Raw genomic sequence first — 17,628 nt, 5'->3', positions numbered from 1 at the left:
GAAATGGCTACGATAGGTCTTGATAGGCTTTATTATGCAAAAATCACTGAAGACATAAACGGTGATGAAACCTATGAAACACCGAAACCGCTGGCAAAAGCAATCAGTGCAGAACTTTCCGTTGAGCTTGCTGAGGCAACTCTTTATGCAGATGATGGTGCTGCTGAGATTGTAAAAGAATTTAAAAGCGGTACCCTTACACTCGGTATTGATGATATAGGTGTAGCAGCTGCCGGAGATTTAACAGGAGCTACCATTGATGACAATCATGTGCTCATCTCAACCAGTGAGGATGGTGGAGCTCCAGTTGCGATTGGCTTCAGAGCACAAAAAGCAAACGGTAAATACCGATACTTTTGGCTGTATCGTGTGAAGTTTGGAATTCCTGCAACAAACTTAGCGACAAAAGGCGATAGTATCACTTTTTCAACCCCAACTATCGAAGGAACAGTGCTTCGAAGAAATAAGCTAGATGGTCAAGGTAAGCATCCATGGAAGGCGGAAGTTAACGAGGGTGATGAAGGGGTAACTTCAACGGTTATTAATAGCTGGTTCAACGAAGTGTATGAGCCCACATTCGCAGCTTCTAGTGGAATTGGAGAGTAAGGGGGAATTGAAATGGATAAGGAACGAAGTGCAATGATTAATATTGGCGGGCAGGAGTATGAACTTATTCTTACTACTAAAGCCACGAAAGAAATTGCGGGTAGATATGGTGGCCTTGAAAATTTGGGTGAAAAATTGATGAAGTCTGAGAACTTCGAAATGGCACTGGATGAAATAGTCTGGCTGATAACTTTAATGGCCAATCAGAGCCTGCTCATTCATAACCTGCGAAATCCAGATAACAAAAAGCCGCTTCTTACTCAAGAAGAAGTTGAGCTTCTTACTTCTCCTTTGGAACTAGCGACATATAAGAGTGCTCTAACAGAAGCTATGTTCAAGGGAACAAAAAGGAATATTGAGTCTGAAGATGACTCAAAAAACGTGCAAACCGGGTAAATGAGAATGAACTCTTTACCCGGCTTTTATATTACGGAACTGTTCATTTAAATCGCACTGAAGAGGAAACATGGCTTACACCTATTGGCTTGCTTATGGATTTATGGGAGTGTCATAAGCAGTTCCTTGGGATGTCAAAACCGAAGCGGGAACTTTATATCGATGACATTATTCCTTATGGGATTTGATTTTTCAACGAAAGGAGGAGGTAATCTTGGCAGATAATTTCGGTTTAAAAATCGGAGTGGAAGGCGAAAAGGAATTTAAAAATGCACTTCGTGATATTAACCAGGCATTTAAAGTCTTAGGTAGTGAGATGGCTCTAATCAGCTCCCAGTTTGATAAAAATGATAAGTCCATCCAAGCCTTAACAGCGCGTAATGAAATATTAGAAAAAACGATCGATGCACAAAAAGAAAAGATAGAGACACTACGATCTGCACTAGATAATGCCTCCACTTCTTTCGGAGAAAATGATCGTAGAACTCAAAATTGGCAGATTCAATTAAATAAAGCTTTGGCTGAGCTCAATGGTATGGAACGAGAACTTGAAAATAACAATAAGAGTTTGCGTGATCATTCCGATGCTACAGATGAAAGTGCTGACAACATGGAAGATGCTGCTGATGCAGCCGACGAACTTGCTGATAATGTTGATGATGTTGGCCATGAAATGGATGATGCCACTAAGAAAACCTCTGTTTTGGGAGATGTACTTAAAGCAAATCTGCTATCAGATGCCATAATCGGTGGAGTAAAAGCATTAGGCTCGGCTATTGCGGGAATAGGAAAAGCATTTGTGGGTTCGATGAAGGATGGCGTTGAATACAACGCTCAAATGGAAAGTTATACTGCATCGTTTACTACCATGCTGGGCGATGAGGCAAAAGCACAGAAGTTAGTTAATGATCTGAAAAAGGAAGCAGCAGCTACTCCATTTGGAATGCAAGATCTTGCTCAATCAGCCCAAACTCTTATGAGCTTTGGAATGTCTGCAGAAGAAGCTCAAATAAGAATGAAACAGTTGGGTGATATATCTCAGGGGGATGCCGAAAAATTCAAAAGTTTAACTTTAGCATTTGCACAGATGTCCTCAACCGGTAAGTTAACAGGGCAAGACCTAATGCAAATGATTAATGCAGGCTTTAACCCATTAGAGGAAATTTCACGTAAGACAGGAAAATCCATCGGTGAACTCAAGGAGGAAATGTCAAAAGGGGCAATTTCAGCAGACATGGTTGCGGAGGCATTTGCATCAGCAACATCAGAAGGTGGGCGTTTCTATGGTTCAATGGAAGCACAATCCAAAACTTTTTCTGGGCAAATGGCAACTCTTGAGGATGGAGTTGCTTCGTTAAAGGGGCAGCTTGCTGAAGGGTTAACAACCATGCTTTCTGGAACTGTTCTTCCGATGGTTAATGGTTGGATTGATGAATTATCTCAAGCCTTTGAGAAAGATGGTGTTCAAGGCTTAATTGATGCTTTTGGTGGAATCTTAGAAGAAGCAGTTCAATTTATTTCTGAGCAGTTGCCAATTGTAGTGGATATTGCTTCTCAAATAATTATTTCTCTAGTTCAAGGACTTACCTCTGCATTACCGAAGATAACAGAGGCGGCTGTCATACTACTGATGACATTAGTCAATGGAATCATTGAAACTTTACCAGCACTTGTTACGGCAGGAGTACAAATGATCGGAACTATTGTCAGTGGAATTGCAGAAGCACTGCCACAGTTAATTCCGGCTGCGGTATCAGCAGTGATACAAATTGTGCAGGCACTTTTGGATAACCTACCAATGATCCTAGAGGCGGCACTTCAGCTTGTACTTGGACTAACTCAGGGTATTTTGGATGCTCTTCCAGTGTTGATTGCAGCATTGCCGGTCATTATTACTGGGATAGTAGATTTTATTATTGGTGCAATACCTCAAATAATCGAAGCGGGTATTCAACTTCTAACATCTTTAATTTCAGCTTTACCAGAAATCATCACAGTAATTGTAGAAGCAATTCCGCAAATTGTCGACGGGCTAATAACAGCGATTTTGGGCTCAATTCCGCAGTTTATTGATGCCGGAGTGCAATTGTTAGTAGCACTGGTTCAAAATCTTCCACAGATCATTTCGACTGTTATTACTGTTATACCAAAGATTGTGTCCTCTCTTGTGAATGCTATTATTGGCAGCATACCTCAGATTATTCAGGCGGGGATCATGCTGTTAGTTTCACTGATTAAGAACCTTCCAACGATTATTGTAGAGGTTGTAAAAGCTGTACCTCAAATTATTACAGCACTGGTTAAAGGGTTTACAGGCTCAATTTGGCAAATGGCTCAGGTTGGAACCAATTTGATCAAAGGATTATGGCAGGGTATCTCAGATGCTGGAGCCTGGCTTTGGGATAAAATTTCAGGCTTTTTTGGTGGTGTTGTCGATAAAATAAAAAATTTCTTTGGCATTCATTCACCATCTACATTATTTGCTGGTATAGGTGAAAACCTTGGAGAGGGTATTGGGGTTGGTTTTGAAAAAGCAATGAATAGTGTTAGTCAAGATATGCAAAATGCCATCCCAACTGATTTTGACATCAACTCCAATCTGAATATGAATGGAGCTGGCATTAGTAGCAGCTATGGAACTTTTGAAGGTTCATTAATTACGATACAGCAGATGATTGTTCGAAGTGAGGACGACATTCGGAAGATTTCACAGGAGCTATATAATTTAATGCAAACAGGATCACGAGCTCAAGGAAGATTTATAACTGCATAAAGGAGGGCGATGTATGGGCTTCGTTTATAATGGTATCAATTCAAAAAATATGAAGATAAAAGCAAAACTTACAAGGTGGCAGGCATCGCCCGCTCTACGAAATTCGTATGAGGTTGTTCCAGGAAAGGCGGGAGTTGCAGATTTTGGTTGTGATAGTTCAGAGCGGATCATAACAATCAGCTGTAATGTATATCCTCAAAAGAGTTTTGCAGATTTAGTGAGCGTTTTAGATTCTATTGCAGAATGGCTTAATCCAATGAATGGTCTCAAGCAGCTTGTATTAGAGGATATTCCCGATCGATACTTTTATGCTCGGCTTACTGAACAAGTAGATTGTGAGAGATTACTTAGAACTGCTGGAGCCTTTGAATTAAAATTTATTTGTCCAGATCCACACGCCTATGCACTGATAGATGAACAATTTACGATTTCCAGTGTTGGTGCTCATGAAATTAAAAGGTTAACTGGGAATGCGGATTCAGAACCGGTTTATCAACTTAAGGGGATAATCAGCAGCTCATCATCCACCTACATTTCTATTACGACAAATGGCGAAGAACTACGAGTATTTGGGGCTTTGGCAGCAGATGAAGTGCTTGTCATTGATAGTGGATTAGTAACTGCAAAAATAACCGATGCAAACGGAAATACACTTAGAAATGGGCTTGCAGGCTTGGATGAGCTTAACTTTCCTATACTGCACAAAGGTGAAAATGAAATAACAGTTTCAGTGGCGGGAGCAACTTTTTCGGAGCTGAAGATTATGGCTAAAAGCAGATGGAGGTGAGCTTGTGGCAATTAAATCAATCTTAACATCACAGACAGATTTTACAGGTGAGTTTCCTGTAAGCGAGAAGACAGTTGCTCTTTGGCGATTTAATGAAGCTACACCAGATAGCAATAACATGCTTGCAGATGATTCTGGTCATAACAGAAACTTCTTTGTATCCGGATGGTCAGGCACATCAGCCAACTTATCATCTGGTAGATTAGGAAGATATTTTAGGCAGAATATCATTAATCCAACAAGTGAAAAGACGCATTTAGTGGCTACCAATGATGGTAGCTTTTTTAGTGATTTAGGTGAAAAGATTGTTGTTGGTGGATGGATAAACCCAACTACTTATTCTGTGGGGCAGACGTATATCCCGATTTTCAATACTAGACAAGGCCCTGGCCAACCAATTTTTTATGTTTCTTTATTTCAGGGAAGGTTGCGATTAATGCTGTATAATTCTTCCGGCTCCCTGATATATGACCAGACAGAAACACCTACTATTCCCCTAAAGAATAACGGGTGGTACTTTATTGCATCAATCATTGAGGTAAACAGCAAAAGGGTACAGAACTTACTTTGCGATCGAAGTGATGGGGCTGTCTGGCAATCTCCAGTTCGAACATTCACGGGAGACTTAAATCAATCCTGTGTTGCGGACATTGTGATGGGGATGCATGCAAATACCTATTATTACGCAGGAGGATTTGATGACTGGTTCTATGAAAAAGATTCTTCGCTTACCATGGAGGATCTTATTTTCTATTTTAAATCTTCAATTTTGGCAAACGGTGGAGACAGCACTGCTGATGTTGATGCTCTTGTGGACCCTGGTTCTGTCATACTAAAAGCAACAAGCGGAGTCTATGCACAAAGTGGCCAGTTTTATTCGATAGCAGCTGCCTGTGGGCTTTCTGGAACGGGTAGAGTATCAGTTACAAGTGAATACATTGCAGGTATAACATCGATAAGCTTAGTTGAAACTTCTACATCAGATGATTTGTCTAGTTGGACTGAATGGCAGGCTATTGGAACAAGTGGGGAATTACAATCTCCAAACAGAGAATATATTCGTTATCGAATTACATTATCTACTCAAGACACCAGTAGAACTCCTAAACTTCTTGAAATACAACTACATGATATACCAAAACCTCCTTATGAGAGACTTGGATTTGCAAGACCAGTTGTGTTGGATACTAACGGGGCTTGGGAAGCAGTGTTAGAAAATGCCTTTGATATTGTAGTAACAAGTGAAGTAAATGGTGCTGATATTCTGGAGTTTAAACTGCCATTTCATGATTCCAAGCGAGAGACATTAGACAATGAAAAACAGGTGCAGATTGTTAATGATGTTTATCGTATTCGAACTATAACAGATGAGAAAAGCTCCGATGGAAGAGTTGTAACTCAAGTATATGCGGAAGCAGCATTTTATGATCTTTCTTTTAGTGCTGAAAAAGAACCCATGGAATTTGTTGCAGAGACACCAGAAGTCCCTATGCGCTATGCCTTACTTAATACTGGCTGGTCATTAGGAAACGTAACTGTAAATACTAAACGTACATGGCAATCAACAGAAAAGAATGCATTAGCTATCCTACGAACAATACAGAATATTCATGGAGGCGACTTGATTTTCGATAGTGCCAATCGTTTGGTACATCTTTTGACATTTGGAGGTACTGATAGTGGGGCATTGTTTTGCTATAGAAAGAACATGAAAAGTATACAGCGCGTAGTGGATACTAGAAGTCTAATCACTCGCCTTTATGCTTATGGTAAAGATGGTATGACATTTGCTTCTATCAATGGTAATAAGGAGTATGTTGAGGATTATAGCTATTCATCAGAAGTTAGAGTAGGAACGCTGGATGCTTCATCAATTAGCAATCCCTATCAGTTGCTCGAATTTGCTAATATGCGCTTAGCTCAGTATGCAAAGCCACGAATTTCATATGTTCTTTCTGCTATGGATTTATCGGTGTTGACAGGCTATGAGCATGAGGCATGGAAGCTAGGTGATATAGTAACTGTGGATGATAAAGATTTGAATTTATCTGTCAAAACTCGTGTGGTACGCAGACAATATAATCTCCAAGAACCATGGAAAACATTGCTGGAGCTATCAACAACTTTAAGAGAACTAGGGGATTCATCTGCTGTTTGGGATAAAGCTGCTGATATTTTATCTTCAGCTGATGTTCTTGACCGTCAGGAAGTAAAAGACTTAGTGCCTTTTAATCATCTACGAAATTCACGAGCTGATGACGGGTTAACCTATTGGCTTAGTTCAGGCTTTACAGTGGACCCTAATAATGGTGTATCAGGATCAGCTTCTTTTAAAGCTGAGGGAGTTTTAGGAATGACAAAAAGTCTATCCCAGACTGTGTATCCTGCAAGTAGGAAGAGTTACACATTTTCAGTGCAGATTGCATCGGAAAACCTACAGAAAGGGCCAAACGGAAAAGTTGGAATTGAAGTTGTTATTGAATATGAGGACGGTTCGACAGAAACTAGGTTTATTGATCTCTATTAGGAAGGAGGTAGCGCTATGGCTTATTTTTCACAGACAGCTCATGCTATTACACCGAGAGGTTTTGGCAAGATAAAGTCGCTTACCATCCGTCTTTTCATTACTGATTGTACTGGTGAGGTATTCTTTACGGATATGCTTTTGCAAGGTGGCTCTGTTGCTACGGGCTGGGTTGGTCATGTGTCAGAAATACAATGGACGCTGGATGGGTAGGTGGTGCAAATGTCAGTTGCATTTACCAGATTTACCGAGACGATTCATTGTAAAGAGGATAAACGAGTAGTAAGCGTAACAGTGAATTTACTTCTTGAAGATTGTACAGGTACGGTATATTTTACTGATATTCAAGCACAGGAAGGAAATCACCTTACTGGTTATACAACTAACACAGAGAGCATGCTGCAAAAATATCGAGAGAATGAGACAATTGTTCCTGTTCGCTTTTATAATGGAGTAGTTCGAAGCGGAGAGACGATTATTCTCTTCAATCTGGGTTCAACTTCCGCTGGCCTTGACTGTCATATTTATCCCAACCAAAATATGGCTGCAGGCAGTATCCAATTGTCTCAAGGAGCAGGGGCGCACAAGGTGATATTTAATGAGGCAGTTAGTCCAGGTGATACCTTTTCGCTACTAGCATCAACTAGGCAGTGTTTAAAGAACGGAAACCCAACTGATAAGGAAGGTTTTTTTCAATATACAGCATCCGGTGATAGCAAACATGTGATAAAGCTAGAAGACAGAAAATCAGCTCGGCTATTGTTCGAATTTCAAGAAATGCAGGAAGGAAGTGAGCGCCTTTGATTGACTATTTAAAAGGTAAGCGTTGTATGGTCTGGAGTTTCATGGGGAATACCCGCATGTATCAAGCATTACGAGACTATGGTGATCGAATTGATACGGTGGGTATTTTTACTTTTGAAGTGGATATCACCGGGACAATAACAGAAACAGGAACAAGCATATCCAGTATGCTTACCTATATTAACCGTTGGCCTCATATCAAATGGCTACTGACTATTATGAATCATGGTACAGCTTCTATTTTTACTGCCCTTAGAAATAATACCAGTGGTGCGAAGGATAAATTTCTTACTGAGATCATTCGCATTATGGAAAAGTATCCATGGTGTGCAGGGGTTGATATAGACTTGGAACGTGGAGGTGGCTACGAGAACAAGGATGCTGCCAATGCCCTATTTCGTGACATATATAATACTGTCAAAGCCTATGATTCTTCTAAACTCGTTAATATTTGTTTACCAGGAATGACGGGAGTACAAGGCTCGGTTGGTGGCGAAAATTGGTGTGTCTATGAAGACTTAAATCCGTACTGTGATACGGCAGCGATTATGAGTTATGGCATGGCATGGGCTGGTTCTGCTCCGGGACCGGTTTCTCCGAGGGATTGGTTGGAAGGTATTTATGATTATGCTGTTCGGGTTATGAATCCTGAAAAAATATTTTTGGGATTGCCCGCCTATGGCTGGAACTGGAGGATACATGATACACCAGAGAACCTTGGAATAACATATCGTGGGATTTCAAACACTTATTATGCAGCAAAGCTTTGGATGACAGGAGGATATAACTTTACTGATGACGGGCCACCTCAACCAATGATTCCAATCATTGCGTATTGGGATGATTATGATAAGGTTCCTTGGGCGTTACCACATGTGTATGACTACATGGAAGGCTGGGATGCTGTTTCAAGAACATACCCATTACTTGAGGAATCCTACAATCGTCGCAGATATTTGACCGCCTATAGTAAGCAACAAAAAACTGAATTTGGCACAATCTTTATAGACCGTAGTGGTGGAACACCTGATAATTATTTTGGTAATGTATCAGTTTCATCTCAATTTATTACACTTGGAGATGAAGGTGAAGCCACCTACGAATTTGAAATAGAATCTGCTGGTTTTTATGATGTAGCTATTCGCTTTTCTTTTCCTTTTTGGGACAAGAATACTATCCATGTTTCGCTTGACGGAATAAATAAGGTATTTAGTGAGAGTAGGTTATGGTGGCCATATTGGAGAACAACTTGCTGGAGCTCTTTGGCTTCGAGTGTATATCTTTCAGCTGGAACTCATACTGTCACAGTTAGTTCCTCAGTAACAGGAGTACAGTTCTATGGATTTCGGGTATGTTCAAGCTTTAGTGAAGAGCCTTCTGCTGGAGAGGCTGACTTCATGTTATCCCCTCGCCAGTTTAAAGATGTGAACGGTTTAATGGTTCAGCCCGATCGAGGATTTAAATTGACAACGGAAGTACTTCGTAGAAAGCCTGATTCAGCACTAATTTGGTATGAAGACTTTAGAGATGAAAATCCGCTTCCATCCAGCTATTGGACAACACTAAGCGGAGAGTGGGAGGTGTGGCAGAACAAGAATGATTCAGCTGCTCGCCCTTATTCACAGCTTGATGGGCATGGGAGGTTAGCGTGGAATTATAATGGTTTCTCAGATGTTCATTTAAGAGCGAGATTAGCTTTTCCTTCAGATGGAAGTGGTCGAGCTGGCATTTTTTGTGGAGAACTCTTTTGCTGTTTAAATATTAATTCACAGCGTATTGAACTATATAATGGTTCTACTCTAATCGGAAGCTATGCAACCGAAATTTCTAAAACTCCATCATCAGATCTTCGCTCAAATCCAAGAATGTACACCATTGAAATGAGGATACGTAGTAATTCTGTAAGGGTTTATTCTGGAGCAAGTAGTATTTTGCGATTCACAGCGTCGCTTGATGGTTATTCAGGTGGTTATGCCGGAATTCAATCGGATGGACGTATTCTATGTGAATTAATAAGATTAGGAGATGCCTGGACTTATGAACCTTATGAAAGATTTGATGTAATCTTCCCAGATGGAACTAGAACGGAGTATGGGAGACTAGAAAGAACTGGTGTTACATGGGATAGTGAGTTTCAGGTTTTTACAGTTAACAGTGATGTGGAGGAAGCTTCAACAAGAAGTCAGGATATTTCCATGGATTATGATTTTTTTCACTCAGAGCTTTTATCATTGGTCTGTGGAAATGACTATTCAGTAAAGATTGTGCCTAAGGACATTAATGTATGGATTTCACGCCTATTTCTCGGGGATGCTGATGGCTTCTCAATTCTTTACTACCAAGACGTGGATAGCCTAGTCTATTGGGCAAATGAGGCAGCGTATCGATGGAAGCTTAGGGGGATTGCGATATGGTCTCTGGGACAGGAGGATATGAGGTTATGGGAAGCCTTACCTAAACAAATATAATTAACACACTGAACCAAGAGTGTTTGCGATAATGCAGACACTCTTTTTATATATGCACCAATCATGAAGGAGGTAAAAATAATGAAGGAAATTTGGAGTTGGATACAAACTGCGTTTACTGTACTTGGTGGACTTTTAGGATGGTTTTTAGGAGGTTTTGATGGATTTTTATATGCATTAGTGGCATTAATGGTGGCTGATTATATCACCGGTGTCATGTGTGCCATTGTTGAAAAGAAACTATCAAGTGAAATAGGGTTTAAGGGCATATTCAAAAAAGTACTTATTTTTATTCTAGTTGGAGTTGGACATTTGATTGATACAAATCTGATCGGAGATGGGAGCGTGCTTCGGACTGCTATCATCTTTTTCTATTGCTCCAATGAAGGTGTATCTATGCTAGAAAATGCTGGTCGATTAGGACTACCAATACCAGAAAAATTAAAAGATATCCTTGTTCAGTTGCATAATAAAGGAGGTAAGGAATATTGAATCTAAGAAAATTTATTCTGACTGAAAATGCTTGTTATAAGGCAGGTAAAAAGATTACACCGAAAGGTATCATGGTTCATAGCACCGGTGCCAACAATCCTTATCTTCGTAGATATGTTGGGCCGGATGATGGTTTATTAGGTGTAAATCAGTACAATAATCACTGGAATCAGGATAGGCCCGATGGAAAACAGGTTTGTGTCCATGCTTTCATTGGAAAACTTAAGGATGGTTCAATTGCTACCTATCAAACTCTACCATGGGACCATCGAGGGTGGCATGCTGGAGGAAGTGCAAATGATACACATATTGGTTTTGAAATATGCGAGGATGGATTGACCGATGCCTCGTATTTTAATGCGGTTTATAAAGAAGCGGTAGAGCTTTGTGTTTATCTTTGCAAATTATACAATCTAACTGAAAAAGATATTATTGGCCATTATGAAGGCTATCAAAGAGGAATCGCAAGTAATCATGGTGATCCGAAAAACTGGTTTCCTAAGCATGGAAAGAGCATGGATACATTTCGTGCAGATGTAAAAAGCCTCTTAAGTGAAGGAGCTAAATCTGGAGAAACAGAGAAAAAGAAATACTACCGCGTTCAAATCGGTGCTTATTCCGTAAAAGCCAATGCAGAGGCCCAGCTTGCCAAAGCGAAAAAGGCTGGCTTTACGGATGCGTTTATAAAGTATGATTAACACTTTTACCTATGACCTGAGGAGTGTAATAGCTCTTCGGGTCATTTTTTTTTGACCTTTAGGGGTTCGAATCATTAGGGATTTTTGCATATAGGTGCAGGGGTCTACCTGTAGAAATGGAGGTTACCTATATGCAGATTACTAAAATTACAGATAAACAGGATCTACTATTAAATCTAAAAAGGAAATATCTAAGTGCCGAGGCTCTTCAAAGAGAATTTGATTATTATAGGGCGGAAAAGCTATTACATCAAATGCTTGATAAGGGTCTTATTTCAAAGGAAGAGTTCAACAAAATTATGCTATTAAACCGCGAAACTTTCTCACCTATGTTAGCACAGATAATGCCCGATATTCCTTGATATACTGGGCGTTCAGAGGTAATATGTGACCTACCAAAAAGGAGGTGAGTCGATGAAAAAGATAACAAAAATAGACGGGAATAAGGGTACATCAATTATCAAGCCAAAATTACGAGTAGCTGCTTATTGTCGTGTTTCTACGGACAGTGATGAACAGTTAGTGAGCCTAGAAGCACAAAAATCCCATTATGAGACTTACATAAAGGCAAACCCAGAATGGGAATATGTTGGCTTGTATTATGATGAGGGAATTAGTGGCACTAAAAAAGAAAACCGGTCAGAACTTCTTAGAATGCTGTCAGATTGCGAAAGCAAGAAGATTGACTTAATTATTACAAAGTCCATTAGTAGGTTTGCAAGAAACACAACGGATTGTTTAGAGATGGTTCGTAAACTGTTGGACCTGGGTATTTACATCTATTTTGAGAAAGAGAATATCAATACCCAATCAATGGAAAGTGAGTTGATGCTTTCTATATTAAGCGGGCTTGCAGAAAGCGAGTCCATTTCCATTTCGGAAAACAACAAATGGGCAGTTCAAAGGAGATTTCAAAACGGAACTTTTAAGATTTCATACCCACCATTTGGTTATGACAACATTGATGGTCAAATGGTGGTAAACCCTGAGCAGGCAGAAATCGTGAAGTATATTTTCGCAGAAGTATTATCGGGCAAAGGTACACAGAAAGTTGCAGATGATCTTAATCAAATGGGTATACCTACTAAAAGAGGTGCTCGTTGGACTGCTACTACAATTCGAGGGATATTAAAAAATGAGAAATATACTGGGGATGCTATACTGCAAAAAACTTATACAGATTCCCGATTTAATAAGCGCACCAATTATGGTGAGAAAAATAAATATTTAATAGAAAATCACCATGAGGCAATTATCAGCCATGAAGTATTTGAAGCAGTAGAGGCTGCCTTAAATCAAAGGGCAAAAGAAAAGGGAATAGAAAAGCGTAATGATAAGTACCAAAACCGGTATTCTTTCTCCGGAAAAATTATTTGCTCGGAATGTGGTAGCACCTTTAAAAGACGAATTCATTCATCCGGCACAAGAAAATATGTAGCCTGGTGTTGTAGTAAACACTTAAAGCAGATAACAGAATGTTCCATGCAGTTTATTCGAGATGAGGATATAAAGACGGCCTTTGTTACTATGATTAACAAGCTGATTTTCGGAAGAAAACTTATTCTACAACCACTATTAGATGCTTTGCGTGGAATGAGCAACTCAGATAACCTTTCAAGAATTCAGGAATTAGAGAAGCAAATTGAAAAAAATGCAGAACAGAGAGAACTGCTTGTAAAGCTTATGGCAAAGGGTTATCTAGAACCTGCCCTTTTTAACAGAGAAAACAATGAACTGCAAATGGAAGCAGATAATTATATGGGGCAAAAAGAAGCTTTAATTCATGCTTTAAATGGAGAATTATCAAAGGTGCAGGAAGTCAGTAACTTAATAAAGTTTACAAATAAGGCTGAAATGATAAATACCTTTAGCGAGCAAATTTTCAATGATTATGTTGAAAAAATTATCGTTTTCTCAAGGGTAGAGATAGGTTTCGTTCTGAAATGTGGAATCACACTAAGGGAAAGGATGTGAGAAAAGTGGCACATACGCCTTATGGCTATAGGATAGAGAATGGAATAGCAGTTATCGATGAAGAAAAAGCTGAAAAGGTTAGGAATTTATATAAGGGTTACTTATCAGGCCTTTCCTTATCGGTCGCAGCAAAGACTGCTGGAATAGATGCTTATCATGGAACTGCTGGAAGGATGCTAAGAAATGAACGTTATCTTGGTGATGATTATTACCCTGCCATCATTGATAAAGAGACCTACGAAAAAGCAGAAGCAGAGAGGGTAAAGAGAGCGAAAAAGCTAGGTAGAATCTTTGAACCCAAGAAAGAAGACAAACCTACTATTTCTAAGAAGTTTACCATAGGACAAGTAATTCAGAAGTATACAAATCCTTTTACACAAGCGGAGTATGTTTATAGCTTAATAGAAAGTGAGGGACAGTAAGATGGCAGTTAGTAAAAATGTAATGATTATACCTGCAATAAAACGCATGGGCAACAATCGAAAAGAAGATGAAACACCAAAACTTCGGGTTGCTGCTTATTGCCGAGTTTCTACAGATAGTGATGAGCAGGCTAGTAGTTACGAAGTGCAGATTGAACATTATACTGAATTTATTAAGAAAAATTCAGAGTGGGAATTTGCAGGGATCTTTGCTGATGATGGTATCAGCGGTACAAATACAAAAAATCGTGATGAATTTAATCGAATGATTGATGAGTGCATGGCAGGGAAAATTGATATGATTATTACCAAATCAATAAGCCGATTTGCTAGGAATACCTTAGACTGCCTACATTACATCAGAAAATTAAAAGATAAAAATATTGCGGTATATTTTGAAAAAGAAAATATCAATACACTGGATGCCAAAGGTGAAATTATGCTAACTATTATGGCTTCCTTAGCGCAACAAGAAAGCCAGTCATTAAGCCAGAATGTAAAGCTTGGCTATCAATACCGATACCAACAGGGAGAGGTAATGGTCAATTGCTCTAGGTTTTTAGGATATACCAAGGATGAGAATAAGCGATTAGTAATTGTACCGGAGGAGGCTGAAATAGTTAAGAGAATTTACCGAGAATATCTTGAAGGCTCCAGTATGGATAAAATTAAAAAAGGACTTGAAGCAGATGGCATACTTACAGGAGCGGGCAAAAAAAGGTGGCATACCAGTACCATAAGGAAGATATTAAGCAATGAAAAATATATTGGTGATGCATTGCTCCAAAAAACTTACACAGTAGATTTTCTTACAAAAAAGAGGGTTGTAAATAACGGTATCGTACCTCAATATTATGTTGAGAATAGTCATGAAGCTATTATCCCGCGTGAAATTTTCATGCAGGTTCAAGAAGAGTTAGTTCGTAGAAGTAGAGGACATATAAGTACTAGTGGAAAGAAAAGAAACTTTAGTTCAAATCATGTATTTTCACAAATTATCTTCTGTGGAGAGTGTGGCGAAATATACCGTAGAGTTCATTGGAATAACCGAGGTAAAAAATCGATTGTTTGGAGATGCGTCAGTAGACTTGAGAATACAGGGTTAGCTTGTCATTCTCGAACCGTGCTGGAGGATATGATAGGCCTTGCTACGGTGGATGCAATTAATAAACTAATAGGGCAAAAGGATGGCTTTTTAACTATCTTAAAGGAAAATATAGAAACAGTGATAAGTGAAACGGACAATCATATTGTTTCCGAGATAGATAAAAAGCTAGAGGAATTACAAAAAGACCTTTTGAGACTGGCCAATTCCAAAGAAGATTATAACGATATAGCCGATGATATTTACAGGCTCAGAGAGGAAAGACATAAGGCTTTAGCAGAAGAAGCAGGCAAAAAAGGCTCCAAGCAAAGACTAGAAGATATGGAAAAGTTCCTAAATGAACAATCCACCCTCCTTGAGAAGTATGATGAGCAACTAGTAAGGAGACTTATAGAGAAAATAACGGTCTATGATGATAAACTAACTATTGAATTTAAATCTGGTGTAGAAATTGATATAGAAAAATAAAACGAATTTGACCGCCGATTGAGGAGAAATACTTCTTGATGGGCGGTTCTTTTCTATTTATACTTGGGGATAATCTAATAAGTGAACTCGTTTCAGCAAGCTGAAACATCGGGGAATCAGATGGAGAGTCTACTCCACCTGATTAAAACCCACCTACGCTGCGCTTAGAGGTGGCGGTCTTGACCGTAAAGCTAAAAGATAAACACACTTGAACAATTACTCATATGTTTTTATTGACAAACGGAGAATTGAGGTTTATAATACATATGAAAGCTTATTCAAGTGTTCAATTGAATGATAAGGAGGTGATATAAATATGGCAAAAAAAAAATTCAACCAATTGAAAGATGCTACTCTGATGTAATACATGAGGAAATTGTAAATAAAGTGCGAGAAAAAATGCCTCAAGAAGAAACTCTATATGATCTAGCAGAACTATTTAAAGTTTTTGGAGATTCAACAAGAATTAAGATACTCTGGGCATTAGATGAATCAGAGATGTGCGTTTGCGATATTGCATTCTTATTAAATATGACCCAATCAGCAATTTCACATCAGCTAAGAGTCTTAAAGCAGGCTGGACTAGTAAAGAGCAGAAGAGAAGGAAAGATTGTATTCTACTCTCTTGAAGATGAACATGTAAAGCAAATATTTGACCAGGGATTAATTCATATTTCAGAAGAAAGTAAGTAAAGGAGGGTCAGTAATGTTAAAGAAGGAAGTAATTTTAGAAGGTTTAGATTGTGCAAATTGTGCAGCTAAAATTGAAGATGAGGTTAATAAATTAAATGGAGTCAAAGCCTATATGAACTTCATGAACAAGACATTGACTTTAGAAATTGAATCAGAGCAAGAGTATAAGAATATATTACAGCAAGTTAAAACCATAGTACACAAGCACGAACCGGATGTGGTAGTGAAAGAAAAATCCGTTAACAAGAGCAATAAAAAAGTATTAATACTTGAAGGACTTGGCTGCGCGAATTGTGCAGCTAAAATGGAAAAAGAAATAAGCGGTCTAGAAGGAGTTGAATTTGCTGCAGTAGATTTTGTTTCGAAGAAACTAACACTGGAAATAAGTCCGAAAGTCAACCGCTCTGAGTTAAATGAGAAGATTGAAGGCATAGTAAAGAAAATAGAGCCAGATGTAAAGGTCATTTTTGAGGAGAATAACTCCAAGACCAAAATAAACGAAAATAACGAAGAGGAAGAAGAAGGTGTCAACAAAAAAGAAATCATAAGACTTGTGGTCGGTGGAGCAATATTTGCCGTGGGAATCATCTTTAATTTCCAAAATTGGCTTGAGCTTACCTTGTTTATTATTAGTTATATCATAGTTGGTGGAGAGGTTGTCTTAAGAGCAATAAAAGGTATTGCCCGCGGTCAGGTATTCAGTGAGCATTTTTTGATGAGTATTGCTACCATTGGTGCTTTCTTCGTTGGAGAGTATCCAGAAGGTGTAGCAGTTATGCTGTTCTATCTGGTAGGTGAATTGTTTCAGGATATAGCTGTAGGTCACTCCAGAAAATCAATACGTGCTTTGATGGATATTCGTCCTGACTATGCAAATCTTAAAGTTGGCGATGAGATCAGGAAAGTATCTCCTGAAGAGGTAAACATAGGTGACATCATTATTGTTAAGCCAGGAGAAAAAGTTCCCCTCGATGGCAAGGTTATAGAAGGAAACTCAATGGTTGACACTGCAGCGTTAACAGGGGAATCTGTTCCTCGTGAACTCGAGCCAGGAAACGATGCATTGAGCGGATTCATTAATAAAAATGGCGTTTTGACAATAGAGGTAACAAAGGATTTTGGTGATTCAACTGTATCTAAAATTTTGGATCTGGTTCAGAATGCCAGCAGTAAGAAGGCTCCTACAGAAAAATTTATAACAAAATTTGCCCGTTTCTATACTCCGATTGTAGTCTTTGGAGCATTAGCCTTAGCAATCATACCTCCATTGGTGATCCCCGGTGCAACTTTCTCTACATGGATATATCGAGCCTTAGTGTTCTTAGTTATATCTTGTCCATGTGCGTTAGTAATTTCAATACCATTGGGCTTCTTCGGAGGGATTGGTGGAGCATCGAAGAGAGGTATATTAGTAAAAG

16 protein-coding genes (1 of these 16 running past the window's edge) are annotated in these 17,628 nt (G+C 39.0%); all 16 read left to right on the top strand.

Features of this window, described 5'->3' with window-relative positions:
* Positions 1-3: 3 nt before the first annotated feature.
* The gene (locus AN619_RS11310; protein WP_009052881.1) at positions 4-606 is read left to right on the top strand and encodes a major tail protein; all 603 of its coding nucleotides are present in this window, start codon (positions 4-6) and stop codon (positions 604-606) included.
* 12 nt (positions 607-618) lie between these two features.
* On the top strand, positions 619-1,002 hold the full coding sequence (locus AN619_RS11305; RefSeq protein WP_009052880.1) for a hypothetical protein: 384 nt from the start codon (positions 619-621) through the stop codon (positions 1,000-1,002).
* A 214-nt stretch (positions 1,003-1,216) separates the two neighbouring features.
* Positions 1,217-3,775, top strand: coding sequence for a phage tail protein (locus tag AN619_RS11300; RefSeq protein ID WP_068557049.1), 2,559 nt, complete (start codon positions 1,217-1,219; stop codon positions 3,773-3,775).
* Positions 3,776-3,788: 13 nt separating this feature from the next.
* Complete coding sequence (locus AN619_RS11295) at positions 3,789-4,562, top strand: distal tail protein Dit (protein ID WP_009052878.1); 774 nt, start codon at positions 3,789-3,791, stop codon at positions 4,560-4,562.
* 4 nt (positions 4,563-4,566) lie between these two features.
* A complete protein-coding gene (locus tag AN619_RS11290; protein WP_068557047.1) occupies positions 4,567-7,089 on the top strand; it encodes a phage tail spike protein in 2,523 nt (840 codons plus the stop codon).
* A gap of 15 nt (positions 7,090-7,104) precedes the next feature.
* Positions 7,105-7,299 carry a hypothetical protein gene (locus AN619_RS11285; RefSeq protein ID WP_009052876.1) on the top strand — a complete coding sequence of 65 codons (195 nt, stop codon included), beginning with the start codon at positions 7,105-7,107 and terminating at the stop codon, positions 7,297-7,299.
* 9 nt (positions 7,300-7,308) lie between these two features.
* A complete protein-coding gene (locus AN619_RS11280; protein WP_068557045.1) occupies positions 7,309-7,890 on the top strand; it encodes a hypothetical protein in 582 nt (193 codons plus the stop codon).
* The gene (locus AN619_RS11275) at positions 7,887-10,358 is read left to right on the top strand and encodes a glycosyl hydrolase family 18 protein (RefSeq protein WP_068557043.1); all 2,472 of its coding nucleotides are present in this window, start codon (positions 7,887-7,889) and stop codon (positions 10,356-10,358) included. Before AN619_RS11280 ends, AN619_RS11275 begins: the two co-directional genes overlap by 4 nt.
* Positions 10,359-10,439: 81 nt before the next feature.
* Complete coding sequence (locus AN619_RS11270) at positions 10,440-10,850, top strand: phage holin family protein (protein WP_004103217.1); 411 nt, start codon at positions 10,440-10,442, stop codon at positions 10,848-10,850.
* Positions 10,847-11,548 carry an N-acetylmuramoyl-L-alanine amidase gene (locus AN619_RS11265; protein ID WP_004103219.1) on the top strand — a complete coding sequence of 234 codons (702 nt, stop codon included), beginning with the start codon at positions 10,847-10,849 and terminating at the stop codon, positions 11,546-11,548. The genes AN619_RS11270 and AN619_RS11265 overlap by 4 nt, the downstream gene beginning before the upstream one ends.
* 131 nt (positions 11,549-11,679) lie before the next feature.
* Positions 11,680-11,910, top strand: a complete 231-nt coding sequence (locus tag AN619_RS11260; protein ID WP_068557041.1) for an SHOCT domain-containing protein — start codon at positions 11,680-11,682, stop codon at positions 11,908-11,910.
* Between the two features lie 52 nt (positions 11,911-11,962).
* Positions 11,963-13,522 carry a recombinase family protein gene (locus AN619_RS11255; RefSeq protein ID WP_068557039.1) on the top strand — a complete coding sequence of 520 codons (1,560 nt, stop codon included), beginning with the start codon at positions 11,963-11,965 and terminating at the stop codon, positions 13,520-13,522.
* Entirely contained in the window at positions 13,519-13,944 is a 426-nt protein-coding gene (locus AN619_RS11250; RefSeq protein WP_425596604.1) for a recombinase family protein, read from the top strand. Before AN619_RS11255 ends, AN619_RS11250 begins: the two co-directional genes overlap by 4 nt.
* A gap of 1 nt (position 13,945) precedes the next feature.
* Entirely contained in the window at positions 13,946-15,517 is a 1,572-nt protein-coding gene (locus tag AN619_RS11245; protein ID WP_068557035.1) for a recombinase family protein, read from the top strand.
* A gap of 330 nt (positions 15,518-15,847) precedes the next feature.
* On the top strand, positions 15,848-16,210 hold the full coding sequence (locus tag AN619_RS11240) for an ArsR/SmtB family transcription factor (protein WP_068557033.1): 363 nt from the start codon (positions 15,848-15,850) through the stop codon (positions 16,208-16,210).
* 13 nt (positions 16,211-16,223) lie between these two features.
* Positions 16,224-17,628, top strand: partial view of a heavy metal translocating P-type ATPase gene (locus AN619_RS11235; protein WP_068557031.1) — the 5' portion only. It continues 956 nt past the right edge of the window; only the first 1,405 of its 2,361 coding nucleotides appear in the window; the start codon lies at positions 16,224-16,226; the stop codon falls past the right edge of the window.

This window comes from Thermotalea metallivorans (assembly GCF_001562415.1).
Taxonomy (GTDB): domain Bacteria; phylum Bacillota; class Clostridia; order Peptostreptococcales; family Thermotaleaceae; genus Thermotalea; species Thermotalea metallivorans.
Note: the sequence above shows the minus strand (reverse complement) of the source record. Positions and strands in the feature narration are given on the sequence as shown.